Origin of the sequence: Pantoea sp. ICBG 828, from assembly GCF_002928355.1 — a bacterium.
GTDB classification, from domain to species: domain Bacteria; phylum Pseudomonadota; class Gammaproteobacteria; order Enterobacterales; family Enterobacteriaceae; genus Pantoea; species Pantoea dispersa.
The window spans coordinates 111,444-129,418 of sequence record NZ_POWN01000006.1 but is presented as its reverse complement, the minus strand read 5'-3'; the positions used below and the strand labels follow the sequence as shown (position 1 = coordinate 129,418).

At 58.5% G+C, this 17,975-nt stretch carries 12 protein-coding genes and 1 tRNA gene; 4 read left to right on the top strand and 9 right to left on the bottom strand.

Annotated elements, in window-relative coordinates:
- Positions 1 to 47: 47 nt before the first annotated feature.
- Positions 48 to 1,223, top strand: a complete 1,176-nt coding sequence (locus C1Y43_RS16015) for a YbfB/YjiJ family MFS transporter (RefSeq protein WP_104188886.1) — start codon at positions 48 to 50, stop codon at positions 1,221 to 1,223.
- A gap of 5 nt (positions 1,224 to 1,228) precedes the next feature.
- Here the strand turns inward: C1Y43_RS16015 and phoA are convergent, their stop codons facing one another.
- Positions 1,229 to 2,635, bottom strand: coding sequence for an alkaline phosphatase (gene phoA / locus C1Y43_RS16010; protein ID WP_104188884.1), 1,407 nt, complete (start codon positions 2,633 to 2,635; stop codon positions 1,229 to 1,231).
- Between the two features lie 245 nt (positions 2,636 to 2,880).
- Between phoA and C1Y43_RS16005 the strand changes: the two genes are divergently transcribed.
- Both C1Y43_RS16005 and hxlB read left to right on the top strand, forming a co-directional pair.
- Positions 2,881 to 2,968: transfer RNA gene (locus C1Y43_RS16005), tRNA-Ser, on the top strand.
- Positions 2,969 to 3,694: 726 nt separating this feature from the next.
- Complete coding sequence (gene hxlB / locus C1Y43_RS16000) at positions 3,695 to 4,255, top strand: 6-phospho-3-hexuloisomerase (protein WP_104188882.1); 561 nt, start codon at positions 3,695 to 3,697, stop codon at positions 4,253 to 4,255.
- Between the two features lie 161 nt (positions 4,256 to 4,416).
- Here hxlB and C1Y43_RS23980 read toward each other — a convergent pair whose 3' ends face one another.
- The 7 genes from C1Y43_RS23980 to putP all read right to left on the bottom strand — a co-directional run bounded on the left by C1Y43_RS23980 (position 4,417) and on the right by putP (position 12,247).
- On the bottom strand, positions 4,417 to 4,554 hold the full coding sequence (locus C1Y43_RS23980) for a hypothetical protein (protein WP_166718442.1): 138 nt from the start codon (positions 4,552 to 4,554) through the stop codon (positions 4,417 to 4,419).
- 199 nt (positions 4,555 to 4,753) lie between these two features.
- Positions 4,754 to 5,758, bottom strand: coding sequence for an XdhC family protein (locus C1Y43_RS15995; protein ID WP_166718441.1), 1,005 nt, complete (start codon positions 5,756 to 5,758; stop codon positions 4,754 to 4,756).
- Between the two features lie 98 nt (positions 5,759 to 5,856).
- A complete protein-coding gene (gene phoH, locus C1Y43_RS15990; protein ID WP_021509913.1) occupies positions 5,857 to 6,645 on the bottom strand; it encodes a phosphate starvation-inducible protein PhoH in 789 nt (262 codons plus the stop codon).
- Positions 6,646 to 7,219: 574 nt separating this feature from the next.
- Complete coding sequence (efeB, locus tag C1Y43_RS15980) at positions 7,220 to 8,500, bottom strand: iron uptake transporter deferrochelatase/peroxidase subunit (RefSeq protein ID WP_104188878.1); 1,281 nt, start codon at positions 8,498 to 8,500, stop codon at positions 7,220 to 7,222.
- A 2-nt stretch (positions 8,501 to 8,502) separates the two neighbouring features.
- A complete protein-coding gene (gene efeO / locus C1Y43_RS15975; RefSeq protein WP_104188876.1) occupies positions 8,503 to 9,621 on the bottom strand; it encodes an iron uptake system protein EfeO in 1,119 nt (372 codons plus the stop codon).
- A gap of 51 nt (positions 9,622 to 9,672) precedes the next feature.
- Complete coding sequence (gene efeU / locus C1Y43_RS15970; RefSeq protein WP_021509909.1) at positions 9,673 to 10,506, bottom strand: iron uptake transporter permease EfeU; 834 nt, start codon at positions 10,504 to 10,506, stop codon at positions 9,673 to 9,675.
- A 256-nt stretch (positions 10,507 to 10,762) separates the two neighbouring features.
- A complete protein-coding gene (gene putP, locus C1Y43_RS15965) occupies positions 10,763 to 12,247 on the bottom strand; it encodes a sodium/proline symporter PutP (RefSeq protein WP_059009589.1) in 1,485 nt (494 codons plus the stop codon).
- A 446-nt stretch (positions 12,248 to 12,693) separates the two neighbouring features.
- On the opposite strand from putP, the gene putA reads away from it, so the two are divergent.
- Positions 12,694 to 16,638, top strand: coding sequence for a trifunctional transcriptional regulator/proline dehydrogenase/L-glutamate gamma-semialdehyde dehydrogenase (gene putA / locus C1Y43_RS15960; protein WP_104188874.1), 3,945 nt, complete (start codon positions 12,694 to 12,696; stop codon positions 16,636 to 16,638).
- 155 nt (positions 16,639 to 16,793) lie between these two features.
- Here putA and C1Y43_RS15955 read toward each other — a convergent pair whose 3' ends face one another.
- Positions 16,794 to 17,876, bottom strand: a complete 1,083-nt coding sequence (locus C1Y43_RS15955; RefSeq protein ID WP_058774543.1) for an acyltransferase family protein — start codon at positions 17,874 to 17,876, stop codon at positions 16,794 to 16,796.
- Between the last annotated feature and the right edge of the window lie 99 nt (positions 17,877 to 17,975).

The window sequence follows — 17,975 nt, the reverse complement described above, 5'->3', positions numbered from 1 at the left end:
TACTATCACCGGACAGAGTAAGGTATCTCAGCGGAGTAAAGCAAAGTATGTCAGCAGATTCAGTTTCCGCCGGACGGCAAGCAGTCCGGCACACCCGGGTGAGCCTGATCACCATGCTCACCGGCATAGTGACCCTGATTGTGGTAATGGGTATCGGCCGCTTTTCACTCACGCCGCAGATCCCGCTGATGATCGCCAACGGTCACCTGACGCTCTCCAGCGCTGGCGTGCTGGCGGCGATGAATTATATCGGCTATCTGCTGGGCGCACTGCACGTGAGCCGGATCACTGCCCATCACGCGCGCTACCTGAAGGCCGGTTTGCTGGCCACCGCGCTGGTGACCCTGCTCTCCGGCTTTAGTCATGCCTGGGTGCTGCAGTGCCTGTTCCGTGTGGTGGCGGGTATCGGTGGTGCCTGGGCCCTGATTATCGTCACCTCCTGGACGCAGATGGTGCTGGCACAGCAGCAGGCCCCGCGCATGTCCGCCGCGGTATTTGCCGGCCCGGGAGCTGGCATCACCCTGAGCGGCGTGCTGGCGTGGCTTATCACCCGGTTACACCTGAATGACGATCGCGCCTGGCAACTCTACGGCGTGGTCGCGCTGGCTGGTGTGCTGCTGGTGTGGCGCGCGCTGCCCGCGTCGCTCCCAGCCCGGCAGCGGGAAAGTGCGTCGGCGGCTCCGGGTCACGAGGTGAAACGGCTATGGCTGGCCTATACGCTGGCCGGTTTCGGCTACATTTTGCCCGCGACGTTTCTGTCACAAATGGCGCATAGCCTGTTTGCTCAGGGTCAGCTGGCAGCGCTTTTCTGGCCGCTGTTTGGACTTTGCGCAGTGGCTGGTGTGGTGCTAATTATGCTGTTTTCAGCGCGCCTGAATACGCGCCTCAGCCTGGCGTGGATTATGATCCTGCAGGGGCTGGGCGTGGCCAGCGGCGTGCTCATCCCGGGCGTGAACGGGCTGCTGATCTCAACGGTGATAGTCGGGCTGGGGTTTCTTTCGATTATGCAGCTGTCGATGCAGCTGGCGCGCGCCGTCTCCAATATCAGCGTGGCAAAAACCGTGGCGATATTGACGTCAGGCTATGCCACTGGCCAGCTGATCGGGCCGCTGATATCCGCCGCCAGCGTGCAGATTTTTGCTTCCCTGCACCCCGCGCTGCTGCTGGCCGCTGGCGGACTGGTGCTGGGCGGGCTGCTGGTGCTGCGCATCCGCCCGCACTGACGCGCTTACTTCAGCGCCATCGCCTGCTTCAGCGTGAAGAACAGGTCGGTCTGATCGGTGAGGCCGACCACATTCGCCGCGTGTGGACCGTAGGCCGCGGTGCGCAGCTGGGTGCCGGTGTGATCCTGGGAATCCTCTTCCGAGTTACCGTAGCTGATGGTCATCACCGCGCCATCTTTGGTGTTGAGCGCCTGAGTCAGACCCGGCGCTTTAGTGCCGTTTTCGACGATCTGGCTGCTGTGCGCGTGATCGGCGGTTACCACCACCAGCGTATCGCCGTGCTCGCGCGCATACGCCAGCGCCACCTGCACCGCCTCATCTAAATCGACGGTTTCACCAATCTGACCGCACGGGTTTGCGGCGTGATCCTGCTTATCGATCGATGCGCCTTCCACCTGCAGGAAGAAACCTTTACTGTTGTGGCTGAGCAGGTCGATGGCTTTTTGCGTCATCTGCGCCAGGGTTGGCATTGATGCCGGACGATCTTTGTTGACCTCACAGGTCACCACCGGTTTATCCAGATTACCGTGATAGCTGGCTTTTGGCCCCTGCCAGCGCACCGGCATGTTGCCCTCCGAGAACAGCCCCAGCAGTGGCGTCTGTTGATTAGCCTGCTGTACCGCATTCAGCGCGGCGAGATTATCGACCAGCTGGAATCCCCGTACTTCGGCCTGCTCGCGCAGGGTTTTACCCTGGTAGTCGCCCGCTTTAGCTCGCTCAGCGAAGGATTTGGCGCCGCCGCCCAGCGTGACGTCGGGACGGGTTTGCAGCAGCTGCTCGCTGATCGATCCTTTCCCGCCCTGCTCCAGCGCGTTACCCGGACACAGCTCAGTGGTTTTTTCCGGGCCGTAGCATTTGCGCGAGGTAACGTGCGCCATCAGCGCGGCCGGCGTGGCATCCTGCAGTTCTGCGGTGGAGACGTTGCCGGTGGCTTTGCCGGCTGCTTTGGCCAGCTCAAGCAGCGTGACCTGATCTGTGCCGTTGACATCGACGCCAATCGCGCCGTTATAAGTTTTCGTGCCGGTGGCCCAGGCGGTGGCCGACGCGGCAGAATCCGTTACGTAGTTTGGCTTGTGCGTTTTCTTGTCCAGCGAGTAATGGGTGTACTGGCCGGTGAGCGGCAGCGCATCAATACCGGGAAAGAAGCCGCCGGCCCCCATCGCCTGATTGCGCGCCGCGGTGATTTCGGAATCGCCCATGCCATCGCCAATCAGCAGGATGACATTCTTCGCCGTGCTATTGCTCAATGAGGCTTTCAGCGCCTCGGTCTGGTCACCGCTCAGGCGACGCGCGCCGCCGTGTTGGGTAATATCGCCAATGGCGGCGCGTTGATAGCTGGCGCTCTCTGCCAGCGCGGACGTGGTGGTGAGTGAAGCCAGCAGAGAGAGCGTGAAAAGAGGTAAGCGTTTCATTTATCAGCATCCTTATCCGTAGATATAACCAAATGTTTCCGCCGACAAGTCTGCGACAGTGCGGTGACACTTTTGTGTCAGTTAAGGAATATTTTGATGACAAAGCCGGCAAAGTGGAGAGGCTTAAGGCAATCTGCGCAGAGGTTAAGCGAATAGAAAAAAAGGAGAAAATAGCCCTTGACCCTTATCGCTGAACTCCCTATAGTAGCGCCCCGTTGACCCAGTGCGGTCAGCAAACAAAATGTGGTGAGGTGTCCGAGTGGCTGAAGGAGCACGCCTGGAAAGTGTGTATACGGCAACGTATCGGGGGTTCGAATCCCCCCCTCACCGCCATCATTCAGAGAAGAGCCTGTACGCAAGTACGGGCTTTTTTCTTTTATATTCTCCAGACGTGGGGGGGATGAGAATCCCCGATTGGGGGTTCGACAACTGGCGCATGCCAGTTGGACAGCGGAGCCTGCGACGCTGCCCGCAGGGTGAGCGAAGCTCATCAATCCCCCCCTCACCGCCATCATTCAGAGAAGAGCCTGTACGCAAGTACGGGCTTTTTTCATTTATATTCTCCACGCGTGGGGGGATGAGAATCCCCGATGGGGGTTCGACAACTGGCGCATGCCAGTTGGACAGCGGAGCCTGCGACGCTGCCCGCAGGGTGAGCGAAGCGACAAAACGGCAGGATAGCCGTTTTGCATGGCTGCAAGCCACCCGGAGGGCGAGGCACAGGGATGTGCCGGGTGACATCAATCCCCCCTCACCGCCATCATTTATATAAAAGTGCCCGTTTAACAGCTGGGTGTTTTTATTTGTCTGTTCTCCAGGTGCTTTTGTGCCACAGGACGCATAATCGAAAGATCCCCTTTCGCTGCAATATCGCGTGGGCAGCGGACCGTGTACTCTTAGCGGAAATTCTGCAGGGTATCCTTTTCATCCACTGATGATGTCTTTGAATTAAGAGGGAATGCGCTATGACCAGACTGAAAAAGCACCGGCCATGTTCCGGCCACTCTTTTCGCTGTTTAATGAGACGGACGAACGCTCACTTGACGGGAGAGCGTTGATATGGCCGTTCAGTCAAACGTATCCCATATTCTTACCGAACTCGCGCACAACGCCCGGCAGATAGACGAGAGCCAGGCGCAGGCATTGATCGCACATATTCGCAGCGCGAAACACATTTTCCTGCAGGGCGCCGGGCGCAGCGGCATTGCTATCCGCGCGTTCGCTAACCGCCTGTTGCATCTGGGTTTCTCTGTCAGCATGGTGGGTGAAATCTCGTCACCCCACTCCAGACCTGGCGATTTATTGATTATTGGTTCTGGCAGTGGCGAAACCGCGAGCCTGAAAGCGCTGGCGCTGAACGCCGTTGAGCGCGGTGTCGATGTGGCGCTGATTACCCTGAAAGCAGATTCAGGCATCGGCAGACTGGCCAAATGCGTGTTGGTGTTACCCGGCAACGTTAAAACCGATAACGCACGCAGCGCCGGACGATTCTCGCAGCCAATGGGCTCGGCCTTTGAGCAGCTTTGCTTCATCACCTGTGACGCCATGGTGCTTGAAATCATGCATCAGTGCGGTGAAACCAGCGAGAGCATGTTCAGCCGCCATGCGGATTTCGAATAACAGCATAACGCTTTTCCCGAACGTCGCTGATTTATACGCGGCAAATCTGACACCGAAACCCTGTGTGGTGATACGGTATCGCCGCTGATACGGGTGTACAGGTTAGATAATTTATTCTGTTTATATTTAAGCGTAATTGATTTCCCTGGTGCTGGACTCAGTTATTGATGTGGATAAGGCCACGCATGATCGAGGCCGGTTGATGACAGGATGCCCGTGACGGCCAGCCAGGCGATCACCAGCGCGAAGACAATAATTGCTGTAATTTCAATTGATTTAATCAAATAACGCTTAGCCATAAATACCCCTTCTCAGTTCAGGTGTTTGTACACGCTTCTCTGAAGATAAGATGTTACCGGTAAAGCGCAAGCGTTGATCACATCATGAAACATAAAGCACAGCTTATTGATTATTTGCGGCGCGAAAATTTAGCATAGCCGTTTGCCCGTCTGCTGGCATCCTGGTGCATCCGGGTTTTTCGTGGGGTGAGTGATGTGATCATTCAGACGCCGCGTGCACCGGGCTGAGCACATCCGTTGCCGCTAACCCATTTTTGTGACGCACAATATCCGCCATGATTGCCAGCGCGATTTCCGCCGGGGTTTTGCTGCCGATATCCAGCCCAACCGGAGCGTGGATGCGCTGCAACTGCGCCGGCGTCAGCTCCGCAATCGCGCTCAGGCGCGCTTTGCGTTTTGCGCTGTTACGCTGCGAGCCCATCGCACCGAGATAAAATGCCGGCAGATTGACCGCTTCCATCATGGTGAGATCATCAATACGCGCATCATGCGTCAGCGAGAGGATCGCCGTGGCGGCATGACAGCCCTCGCGTTCCAGATAAACCGCCGGAAACTGCTGCACCAGTTTGACGTCCGGTGCCAGTTCGGCCGCCATATTGCTCAGCACCTCTTCACGGTGTTCACAGACAATGGTTTCGAATCCCAGCGCCAGCGCGAAGTTGGCACAGTAAACGGCGACGCTGGAGAGTCCGGCAAGGATCAGGCGCGGCGCGGCACTCAGGGTCAGAACGATTTCGCTGTCAGTGACCTGGGTACGGGTGCGCCGGGTATAAGGCGCCGGTTCGAGCGCGTGACACGGCTGCGGCAGCGTCAGGCGTTTGGTGATGGCTCGCGCGCCGGTCAGCGCATCCTCCAGCTGCTGTAAGTAGCCCAGCGTGGCGGCACCGGCAGGCAACCGTTCGACCAGAATATCCAATACGCCGCCGCACGGCAGCGCGCGGTCAGGCATGTCGCCCCCCTCACCGTAGCGCACCCGTTGACTGGCGGCAGAGAACGCCTGCTGCTGAACGCGGGTGATAAAATTCTCCTCGACGCAGCCGCCGGAAAGGGAACCGCTGTAGCGCCCATCGGCGCGAATCACCATCATCGCGCCCGGCGGGCGCGGCGATGATCCGTACGTGCTGAGCACGGTACACAGCCACACCGGCTGCGCTTCCGCCCACTGCTGCGCCATCCTTACCACCTGCACATCAAGAGAGTGCATGACTTTCTCCGCTCATCGTTTCCGCCCTTTTTCGTCCCGTAAGCATAGCAATGAAAAACCCGGCCGCAGCCGGGTTGAGATTAGCTATTTTTTCAAGGTTAACTGTAAGCATGCAGCGTGCGCTGGCACAGTGCCGAGCGAACGCAGTCGTCTTTACCGAAACGCACCACGCCAATCATCTCATCCTCTTCGAAGCGCGCCAGCGCATCGGCAAGGCCAGATTTGACGCTGGCGGGCAGGTCGCACTGGGTGACATCACCGTTGACAATCACGGTGACGTTTTCGCCCAGGCGGGTCAGGAACATCTTCATCTGCGCAGCGGTGACGTTTTGCGCCTCATCCAGAATCACCACCGCATTCTCAAAGGTACGTCCGCGCATATAAGCGAAGGGCGCAATCTCTACCTTGGCGATTTCGGGTCGCAGGCAGTACTGCATAAAGGAAGCGCCGAGACGTTTAACCAGAACGTCGTAAACCGGTCGGAAATAGGGAGCGAATTTCTCGGAGATGTCTCCTGGCAGGAAACCGAGATCTTCATCCGCCTGTAAAACCGGGCGCGTCACAATGATCCTTTCGATGTCCTTATTGATCAGGGCCTCGGCTGCTTTCGCAGCGCTGATCCAGGTTTTACCGCAGCCGGCTTCACCGGTCGCGAATATCAGCTGTTTCGTTTCTATGGCGTTAAGATAGTGCGCCTGAGCATCGTTTCTGGCCTCAATTGGTGACCGGTCACGCACATCGCGCGCCATGCCAATTGCATCCAGCCCACCCATCTGCACCAGCGAAGTGACCGATTCTTCTTCACGCTGACGATGACTGCGAGAGTCACTGCGAAGCACTCGGCGGGCTTCACGACGCGCTTTGATCACTGCTTTCTGTCTTCCCATAGTGGCACCTTACAGTTGGTTTCATTTATCGCGGCGGATCACCCGCGGCGATGATTTGAACGCTTTAGAGGTTTTGTTGGCTTCCTTGTAAGCCGTATCGAGCCAGTGAGAAAAGTGTGCAACAACGCCGAAACGCTGCCGCGCACCGGTAAACATCGGAAAAGAATTCGAAGGCGATAAAAGAAAAGTGAAGAGGATTCTCACGCGGGAGGCAATCCCCCGCAGCGTACTGCGCTAGCTGAAGTGTATTTAACTGTCCGTATAAGGACCGGGCCATGCGCGAACTCCAGTGGACTTAGCCACACAACTGACGACGCTATGACTAAAGTTCATCATATTTCCGCCGATTTGCAACACTATTTTTACTTTACGGCAAAGAAAACCCGCGTGGCGCTGCATCAGCCCGGTGCGCTTAAATTAAATTAATATTAATATTCAGTAAGATAGGTAATTCAGCACTTAACAAACTGTTTCAGAAAATTCGGACATTACAGCGAGACAGGAGAAATTTAAGGCGGGCTTAACAGCAGCGCCTGGCACCGCAAACGGCGGACAAGCGCTGTATATTAATTAATCAGGCTTCGAGCAACGGCTGCCCCAGATAATGATTTTTGTCCGCCACACCGGGCAAGACAAAAAAGTATCCGCCGCCGATGGGACGAATATATTCTTCCAGCGCTTCGCCGTTCAGCCGTTTCTGCACGGTAATAAAGCCTTTGCTTAAATCGTGCTGATAACAGACGAACAGCAGCCCCATATCCAGCTGCCCTGCCCCGGTAATCCCCGAGGAATAGCTGTAGCCGCGCCGCAGCATCAGGCTGCTGTCGGTTTGCGGCGTGCGCGGATTGGCGAGCCGGATATGCGCATCCAGCGCGATAATCTCGCCGTCCGGATCGCGGGCGTAATCCGGCACGTCGTGCTCGTGCTGCATGCCCAGCGGCGCGCCGGACAACTTCTCACGACCAAAAATGGTTTGCTGCTCGCCCAGCGGCGTGCGGTCCCACATTTCAACGTGAAAACGGATGATGCGCACCGCCTGATAGCTGCCGCCGTGCGTCCACGCCGGTTCCTGCTGTTCCGGTGTCACCCACAGCAGCTGGTCCATCAACTGCGCATTGTGGGTATCCGGATTGGCGGTGCCATCTTTGAAACCCAGCAGGTTGATCGGCGTTTCGCGCCCTTTGCTGCGTGCAGCGTGATCGGCGATGAAGCCGTCGCGCCGCCAGCGCACCGCCAGCAGATCCGGCGTGTGCTTGATGATATCGCGCAGCGCGTGAATCACCGTATCCTGGGTATTGGCGCAGATCTGAATCAGCAGGTCGCCATGACACTGTGCGGCGTCGAGCGAATCGTTGGGAAAGCGTGTCATCGTCTGCAGCTGGCTGGGCTTATGCGCGGCCAGCCCGAAGCGCTCGTCGAACAGTGAATGCCCCACCGACAGCGTCAGGGTCAGGTTATCGGGCGCAATGTCCGCACCCAGGATGCCGGAGTCGAGCGGCGGCAGCTGCGGATTGGGCACCGCCGGCGCCGGTCCGCCGTGGGTGAGAAAGGCAAAGCGCTGCGTCAGCAGCCGCAGCAGGCGTTCCAGTTCGGCTTTATCACCGGCCAGCACATCAAACGCCACCAGCATCATAGATGCCTGCTGCGGCGTCAGGATGCCGGCCTGATGAGCGCCGTAAAACGGTTGCGCCTGCTGGCGCGCGTCGGGTGCAACCGTGCCGGGTGAGAAACTCTCTGCCGCGCTGGCGGCATGGAACGGACAGCCGCCGCCCAGTGCCGCCGCGCCACCCAGCATGCCTAATCCCTGTAACAGACGACGACGCGACGGTTGCGCCGCGTCATTTTTTTTACTCATGATTAATCAAGACCTAAAGTGCCGCGCAGCAGGGAGAGATCTTCCGCCAGCGTGGTGATGGGCCCTTTCAGCGCATTACGGTCGCTGGTGGTCAGCTTTTCATAGGAGGCAAAACCGTCTTTGGTGCGGTATTTGCTGAGAATGCCATCCACCTTCTTAAAGTTCGCGTCCACTTTCGCCAGCAGCTGCGGATTGGCTTTTTGCAGCAGAGGACGCAGCAGATCAACGATTTTCTGTGCGCCGTCGATGTTGGCCTGAAAATCGGACAGATCGGTACGGCTGTAACGATCTTCCTCACCGGAGATTTTGCTGGACGCTACCTCTTCAATCAGGCCTGCCGCGCCACCGACCACTTTCGCTGGCGGGAAGGCCAGCTCGCTGACGCGGGTTTGCAGATCCTGCACATCCTTATACAGCTGGTCAGCGAACGCGTCCGCGCCTTTGGTGGTGTTGTCGGCGAACAGCAGTTTTTCCAGCCGGTGGAAGCCGGTAAATTTCGGATCTTCCGCTTTTTTCTCGAAGTCATCTTCACGCGCGTCAATACTGCCGTCGAGATCAGAGAACAGTTCGGCAATCGGCTCGATGCGCTCATAGTGCACACGCGTCGGCGCATACAGCGCTTTGGCTTTTTCCACGTCACCGGCTTTTACCGCGTCGGTAAAGGCTTTGGTGCCGGCCACCAGCGCGCTCACTTCTGCCATCACGTAGACTTTGTAATCGGCAATCGGCCCGACCAGCTGCAGCACGTCTGGCTTGCCATTGCTGGCGGTTTGGCTGTCACCGCTGACCACCAGCTTGCCTTTCGGATTGGTGAGCAGGCCGCAGGTCATGTCATATTCACCCGCTTCCAGGTTGGCGGTGAGCTTCTGGCTGAAGCCAGGCGCGATGTTTTCGCGCTCTTCCACCACCATCACGCCTTTGAGGATTTCCCACTCCAGCGCTTTCTGGCTGTTGTTTTTGATGATGAACTGGGTTTTACCGGCCTGCACGTTGAGCGACATCGGCTCGCACTGCTTGTCAGTGACCGTCACCGTGACCTGCGGTACGGCAGCGGCAGAAGCGGCACCGGACAGCGCCAGCATGGAGAGCAACAGCGCCTTACGGCGGAAGCGAATCGTCATAGTCATATCCCTGTTACATGAAGGTACAGGCGCACGCGCGCCTGCGAAAAGTTAGCGCACCGACCGTGCGGCGCTGGGTGCCGGACGCGCCGGGAAGAAAAACAGCAGCAGCGCCGGGATCAGGTAAATCAGCCATACCGCCACTTCGCTGACGCTCGGCGCTTCCTGATAACCCAGAATGCCTTCCAGCAGCGTGCCAAAGATCGAATGGGTAGAGAGCGTGTTGCTGAAGTCAAACGCGGTCGCCTGGAAGTGGTTCCACAGTCCCGCCTCGTGGAAGGCGCGGATCGCCCCCGCTGCCAGTCCGGCCGCCACAAGCAGGATGAACAGGCTGGTCCAGCGGAAGAAGTGCGCCATGTTAAGACGCACGCCGCCGTAGTAAATCAGCATGCCCAGCACGATGGCGGTCGCCAGACCCAGCACTGCGCCAATCGGTGGCGCATAGCCGACATCCTGGGTGAAGGCCGCCAGCAGAAAGAACACCGACTCCAGCCCTTCACGCGCCACGGCGAGAAACACCATCAGCACCAGCGGCAACCCGCTGCCGCCCGGCTTCTGCAGCGCCTGATCGACGGATTTTTCCAGCGTAGCTTTGATATTGCGCGACACCTTGCGCATCCAGAACACCATTGAGGTGAGGATCACCACGGCAATCACCGCCACGATGCCCTCGAACAGCTCCTGCTGTTTCTGCGGGAACTCACCGGTGGTTTCGTTGATGAAAATACCGAGCGCGAGGCACAGCGCCGCAGCAATAAACACGCCGGCCCACATCGCGGGGAACCACTGGCTGCGCTGGGTGCGTTTGAGATAGCTGGCAATCAGGCTGACGATGAGCGCTGCCTCGAGACCTTCGCGCAGCATAATGAGAAAGGGAACGAACATCACCAACCTCTTGAATGTTAAGGAGGGTAAACCTAAGGTAAAAATACGTAAAGTGCGAACGATATCGATTATCATTATCGCGGATGAAAATACAAGTCACCGCGCGAAATTAATTTTGCTTTTGCGGGTCAGGTAGAGATGCGGGAAAGTCAGGGCGGAGTGACAGATTGCGCGATAAATCGTGCGCAGAGGACGAGACATGAAAACTGCGGGGAGCACGGCACTCGCGCTCCCCGCTTTACTCAGACCATCACCGTTATTTGGTGTTGTATTCCGCTTCGGCGGCATCGAAACGCTGCTGCGCTTCAGCCGACGGTTCGCGGCCGGCCAGGCTCACCACGACAATCGCGATGCTGGCAAACAGGAAGCCCGGGATGATTTCATACAGGTTGAGCCAGGCGTACTGCTTCCAGATCAGCACCGTAACGGCCCCGATAATCATGCCGGCCAGCGCGCCGTTGCGCGTCATACGCTTCCAGCACACGCCGAACAGCACCACCGGACCGAATGCGGCACCAAAGCCTGCCCAGGCGTAGCTCACCAGCCCCAGCACGCGGTTCTCCGGGTTGGAGGCCAGCGCAATTGCCACCAGCGCAATCACCAGCACCATTAAACGGCCAACCCACACCAGCTCTTTCTGGCTGGCATTTTTACGCAGAAACCCTTTATACAGATCCTCAGTCAGCGCGCTCGAGCACACCAGCAGCTGACAGCTCAGGGTCGACATCACCGCCGCCAGAATGGCCGACAGCAGAATACCGGCGATCCACGGGTTGAACAGAATGCGCGCCAGCTCGATAAACACGCGCTCGCCGTTTTCGCTTACGCCCGCCGCCTGCTCCGGATGGTTCTGGAAATAGGCGATACCGAAGAAGCCCACCGCAACAGCACCGGCCAGGCACAGGATCATCCAGGCCATGCCGATGCGGCGCGCGGTGCGAATAGAACGGTGCGAGTCTGCGGCCATGAAGCGCGCCAGAATGTGCGGCTGGCCGAAGTAGCCGAGGCCCCAGCCGAGCAGTGAAATCACCGCCACGAAGTTCAGGCCCTTCAGCATATCGAGGTTTTCCAGGCTTTTCGCTTCAATCACCGCCAGCGAATCATCCAGTCCGCCGACGGCGATAATCACAATCACCGGCGTCAGAATCAGGGCAAAAATCATCAGGCTGGCCTGCACGGTATCGGTCCAGCTCACCGCAAGGAAGCCGCCCACCAGCGTATAAAGAATGGTTGCTGCCGCGCCGGCCCACAGTGCGGTTTCATAACTCATGCCGAAGGTGCTTTCAAACAGGCGCGCACCCGCCACGACGCCCGAGGCACAATAAATGGTGAAGAAGATCAGGATTACCAGTGCCGAGATGACGCGCAGAATTTTGCTGTGGTCTTCGAAGCGGCTGGTGAAAAAGTCCGGCAGGGTTAAGGCGTTATTGTGATGCTCGGTCTGCACGCGCAGGCGACCCGCAACAATTTTCCAGTTCAGCCACGCGCCAATCGTCAGGCCGATGGCAATCCAGCTCTCAGAGATCCCTGAGAGAAAAATCGCGCCCGGCAGTCCCATCAGCAGCCAGCCGCTCATGTCCGAGGCCCCGGCCGACAGCGCGGTCACCACACTGCCCAGGCTGCGACCGCCCAGAATATAGTCGTCAAAGTTTTTGGTTGAGCGGTACGCGATAAAACCAATCAACACCATCCCGAGGATGTAAATGATAAATGTCACCAGCATCGGTGTACTTACTGTCATCTGTCTCTCCACTTATTATTTGATCTCTTAAGAGAAATCTTTTTTCCTGCGTTACCGGAACGGGATAACGTCAGGGCTTTACCGCATCCAGAGAAAGCGATTTCTCATAAGGCGCGGTATCCTGCCGCAAAGGTGCGACGCGCACAATGCATTTAACACAGCTGTTACCTGGGTTTCACCTGACTTTGCATTTTTCATGCTCACAGGTTGCGCCTGTTCACATTTTAAGTTGCACCTGATGTCAGCCAGGATGCGTCCCGTTGCGGTGGGTTGCAACTCTGGCGAGATTCTTGCAGCAACTTCTGTGCCGCTTTTGCTGCGTTAACAAAAAAGCCGGTTAAAAACGTGCAACCGAGGTCACATTTAACACGGTTGCACAAAGTTGCAACATGAGTGATAGTGCAGCCCACGCTGAAGTTGATTCACACTTTGAGGACGAGGAAATCATGGGAACCACCACCATGGGGGTGAAGCTGGATGAAGCCACCCGCGATCGCATTAAACTGGCGGCGCAAAAGATTGACCGCACGCCGCACTGGCTGATCAAGCAGGCAATTTTTAACTATCTCGGCCAGCTGGAAGCGGGAGAAACGCTGGCGGAGATCCCGCTGCAGCTGAATGATGCCGCAGACGATGAGCGCGTGCCGGAAGAAAGTTTCCAGCCTTTCCTCGACTTCGCCGAACATATTTTGCCGCAGTCGGTCAGCCGCTCGGCCATCACCGCCGCGTGGCGTCGTCCGGAGACCGATGCGGTGCCGATGCTGCTGGAGCAGGCGCGTCTCCCTGCCCCGCTGGCAGAGAAAACCCACCAGCTGGCATACAGCCTGGCGGACAAGCTACGGCACCAAAAAGGGGCAACCGGACGCGCCGGTATGGTGCAAAGCCTGCTGCAGGAGTTCTCGCTCTCGTCTCAGGAAGGCGTAGCGCTGATGTGTCTGGCGGAAGCGCTGCTGCGTATTCCTGACAAGCCCACCCGCGATGCGCTGATCCGCGATAAAATCAGCAACGGCAACTGGCAGTCCCATCTGGGCCGCAGCCCGTCGATGTTCGTCAACGCCGCCACCTGGGGCCTGCTGTTTACCGGTCGTCTGGTCTCTACGCACAATGAAGCTAACCTGTCTAAATCGCTGAACCGCATCATCGGCAAGAGTGGCGAACCGCTGATCCGCAAAGGCGTGGATATGGCGATGCGCCTGATGGGCGAACAGTTCGTCACCGGCGAAACCATCGCCGAGGCGCTGGCCAACGCGCGCAAGCTGGAAGAGAAAGGCTTCCGCTATTCGTATGACATGCTGGGTGAAGCGGCACTCACCGCCAGCGATGCCAAAACCTATCTGATCTCCTATCAGCAGGCGATTCACGCCATAGGTAAAGCCTCCAACGGGCGCGGCATTTATGAAGGTCCGGGCATTTCCATCAAGCTGTCGGCGCTGCATCCGCGCTACAGCCGCGCGCAGTATGAGCGGGTGATGGAAGAGCTTTATCCGATCCTGAAATCGCTGACGCTGCTGGCGCGCTCGTATGACATCGGCATCAACATCGATGCCGAAGAAGCCGATCGCCTGGAGCTGTCGCTCGATCTGCTGGAAAAACTCTGTTTTGAGCCGGAGCTGGAAGGCTGGAACGGCATCGGTTTCGTGATTCAGGCTTATCAGAAGCGCTGTCCGTTTGTGATTGATGCGCTGGTGGATCTGGCGCAGCGCAGCCGCCGCCGTCTGATGATCCGTCTGGTGAAAGGCGCTTACTGGGATAGCGAAATCAAGCGCGCGCAGATGGAAGGCCTTGAAGGCTATCCGGTTTACACCCGCAAGGTATACACCGACATCTCCTACCTCGCCTGTGCGCGTAAACTGCTGGCGGTGCCTAACCTGATTTATCCTCAGTTTGCCACCCACAACGCCCACACCCTGGCGGCGATCTACCAGCTGGCGGGCAACAACTACTATCCTGGCCAGTACGAGTTCCAGTGCCTGCACGGCATGGGTGAACCGCTGTACGAGCAGGTGGTGGGCAAAGTGGCCGATGGCAAGCTGAACCGGCCGTGCCGGATTTATGCGCCGGTCGGTACCCACGAAACGCTGCTGGCCTACCTGGTGCGTCGCCTGCTGGAAAACGGCGCCAATACCTCGTTCGTCAACCGCATCGCTGACAACACGCTGCCGATTGACGAGCTGGTGGCCGATCCGGTGGCTGCGGTGGAGAAAATGGCTGTCGCAGAAGGCGCAACTGGCCTGCCGCATCCGAAGATTCCGCTGCCGCGCGATCTGTATGGCGACAAGCGTGTTAACTCTGCCGGTCTGGATCTGGCCAACGAACACCGCCTGGCGTCGCTCTCCAGCGCCCTGCTCTCCAGCGCCAGCCAGCCGTGGCAGGCTCAGCCGATCATTGATGGCGAGCTGGGCACCGGCAGCAGCCGCGCGGTGATCAACCCGGCCACGCCGGCGGATATCGTCGGTAGCGTGCGGGAAGCCACTCCTGAAGAGGTCTCCTGTGCGCTGGATGCCGCGGTGAATGCCGGACCGATCTGGTTCGCCACGCCGCCGCAGGAGCGCGCCGCGATCCTCGAACGTGCCGCCCAGACGATGGAAGATCAGATGCAGCAGCTGATTGGTTTGCTGGTGCGTGAGGCGGGTAAAACCTACAACAACGCCATTGCCGAAGTGCGCGAAGCGGTGGACTTCCTCTATTACTACGCCGGCATGGTGCGTGACGATTTCGATAACGAAACCCATCGCCCGCTCGGTCCGGTAGTGTGCATCAGCCCGTGGAACTTCCCGCTGGCGATCTTCACCGGCCAGATTGCCGCCGCCCTGGCGGCCGGCAACAGCGTGCTGGCGAAACCCGCCGAGCAGACGCCGCTGATTGCCGCGCAGGCGGTGCAGATCATGCTGGATGCCGGCGTACCGGCCGGCGTGCTGCAACTGCTGCCCGGCCAGGGCGAAACGGTGGGTGCGCAGCTGACCGGCGACGAGCGGGTGCGCGGCGTGATGTTCACCGGCTCAACCGCAGTCGCCACCCTGCTGCAGCGCAACCTGGCTGGCCGCCTCGATCCGCAGGGTCGCCCGACGCCGCTGATCGCCGAAACCGGCGGCATGAATGCCATGATCGTCGACTCTTCAGCGCTCACCGAACAGGTGGTGGTGGATATCGTGGCGTCCGCCTTTGACAGCGCCGGTCAGCGCTGCTCGGCGCTGCGTCTGCTGTGCATCCAGGACGATGTGGCTGACCACACGCTGAAGATGCTGCGTGGTGCCATGGCCGAATGCCGCATGGGCAATCCGGAGCGTCTGTCGACCGACGTCGGTCCGGTGATCGACGCTGAAGCCAAATCCAACATCGAGCGCCATATCCAGGCGATGCGCAATAAAGGCTTTACCGTGTATCAGGCGGTGCAGGAGCATCCGCAGGACAGCAAAGAGTGGCACAGCGGCACCTTTATCAAACCGACGCTGATTGAGCTCGATCAGGTCAGCGATCTGGATAAAGAGGTGTTCGGTCCGGTGCTGCACGTAGTGCGCTATGCGCGCAACAACCTGCCGCAGCTGATTGAGCAGATCAACGCCTCGGGCTATGGCCTGACGCTCGGCGTGCATACCCGAATCGATGAAACCATTGCGCAGGTAACAGCCGGGGCGAAAGTCGGCAACCTGTACGTTAACCGTAACATGGTGGGCGCGGTGGTCGGCGTGCAGCCGTTCGGCGGCGAAGGGCTGTCGGGCACCGGTCCGAAAGCCGGCGGTCCGCTCTATCTCTACCGCCTGCTGGCCCATCGTCCGGATGGCGCCCTGCGCATCACCTTTGATCGTCAGGATGCCGAACGGCCGGTGGACAGCAGCGTGCGCACCACGCTGCTGAGCGCGCATCAGGCATTGCAGAGCTGGGCACAGGATAAGCCGGAGCTGCTGGCGCTATGTCAGCGCTACGATGCACTGAGCCAGGCCGGGACCGTGCGACTGCTGCCGGGCCCGACCGGTGAGCGCAACACCTTTACGCTGCTGCCGCGCGATCGGGTGCTGTGTATCGCAGATAACCAGCAGGATGCGCTGATTCAGCTGGCGGCGGTCACCAGCGTCGGTAGCCAGGCACTGTGGCAGGATGACGAACTGCATCGGACCCTGCGCCAGTCGCTGCCGGCCGCGGTGCAGGCACGCATCACGCTGGCGAAAGATATGCTGGCGGCGGAGTTTGATGCGGTGATCTATCACGGCGATGCCGATCAGCTGCGCAGCCTGTGCGAACAGATTGCCGCCCGCGAAGGCGCGATTGTGTCAGTGCAGGGCTTTGCCCGCGGCGAGACCAATCTGCTGCTGGAACGTCTGCTGATTGAGCGCTCGCTGAGCGTCAATACCGCGGCCGCCGGCGGCAACGCCAGCCTGATGACCATTGGTTAAGTAAAGCAGGATCGCCATGGATGGCGTAATGGAGATCGGTGAAGGACACCGCAAGTTGCAATAAGGCCGTAGCGGCGCTATTCATTGTGCGAAGAATCGCGCCGCTACGAAACGTGCCCTCGTTTTTGTACCACTGTAAAACTTACCTGCGCACATCACGCCACCGACTTACTGCGTTTCAAACCAATCAGCGTCGGGAACACAAACAGCGACTGCCCCAGCCCGCGGTTGGTCAGCGACCACACCGCTACCGAACATAGCGAACAGATACCGACAATCGCCAGCGGATAGAAGCATGCCCACAGCAGCGCAAACCACGCCTGTTCAAACAGATGATGGCGCTGCGCAAACAGAATCGCTGACATGCCGAAGAACTCAATAAAAATGCGGTGGATAACGTAGATTTGTAGCGTGTTGCGGCCAATCCAGTTGAAGTAACGCATGCTGAAGTGCGCGTTGAGCCAGCGGCACGCCGCCACGCTCACCAGCACCGCGATGATGCACATGAACAGGCTCTTATCGAGGCCAAAAATCACGTGCAGGCCGGACAGCGCGGCCAGCGCGGCCCACGGCAGAAGGTTCTCGCGGCGCAGCTGACTCAGGCGCAACATCAGCGGGCTCCAGAACGCGCCCAGCAGGAAGAACAGGAAATACTGCGCCACGCTCTGCGGTCCCCAGTAGGGAATGATCTTCTCCACCGCCAGATAATTCAGCACCACCGCCGCCACCAGCAGCGCCACTTTGTGCTGGCGGAAGATTTTGGCGCACAGGAAGTAGATCGCCAGACCGTACAGGTACCACGAGGTACTCATCGCCAGGAAGGTCAGCTTAAGGAACTCCAGCAGCGAACCGGCGTAAGCCGCGTTGAGGTTCTGCGAGATACGCTGGCCGGTGATTTCAGTCGAAATGCCGACAATCGACCACCACTGAATAAAGCCCCACAGCACATAGAGATAGAACAGATTAGTAATGCGGCTGGTAAATACCTGTTTCCACGGCCGGTTGAGAATGCCGTTGGTGGCAAGCAGGCCGGAGACGAAGAAAAAGGCGGGCATACGCAACGGTGATAACACCGTATTAAACTGCACCCATATTTCCGCCGGGATCCAGCCGGCGCTGAGATATTTAACCGTGCCTTCAAAGCCGGGTAATACGGTGTGATACAGCACCACCAGCAATATGCACACCCCTTTCAGGGTATTCACCCATGCAATATCTTCTTTCCTGGCGTTATTCATATTTTTGACTCCTGCTGCGGTGTAGGTCTTAAAGGAGAAGAATGAAGAAACAGGCAGTGAAGCCTTTATGGTTATTCAACGATTATTCAACAAGCAGCA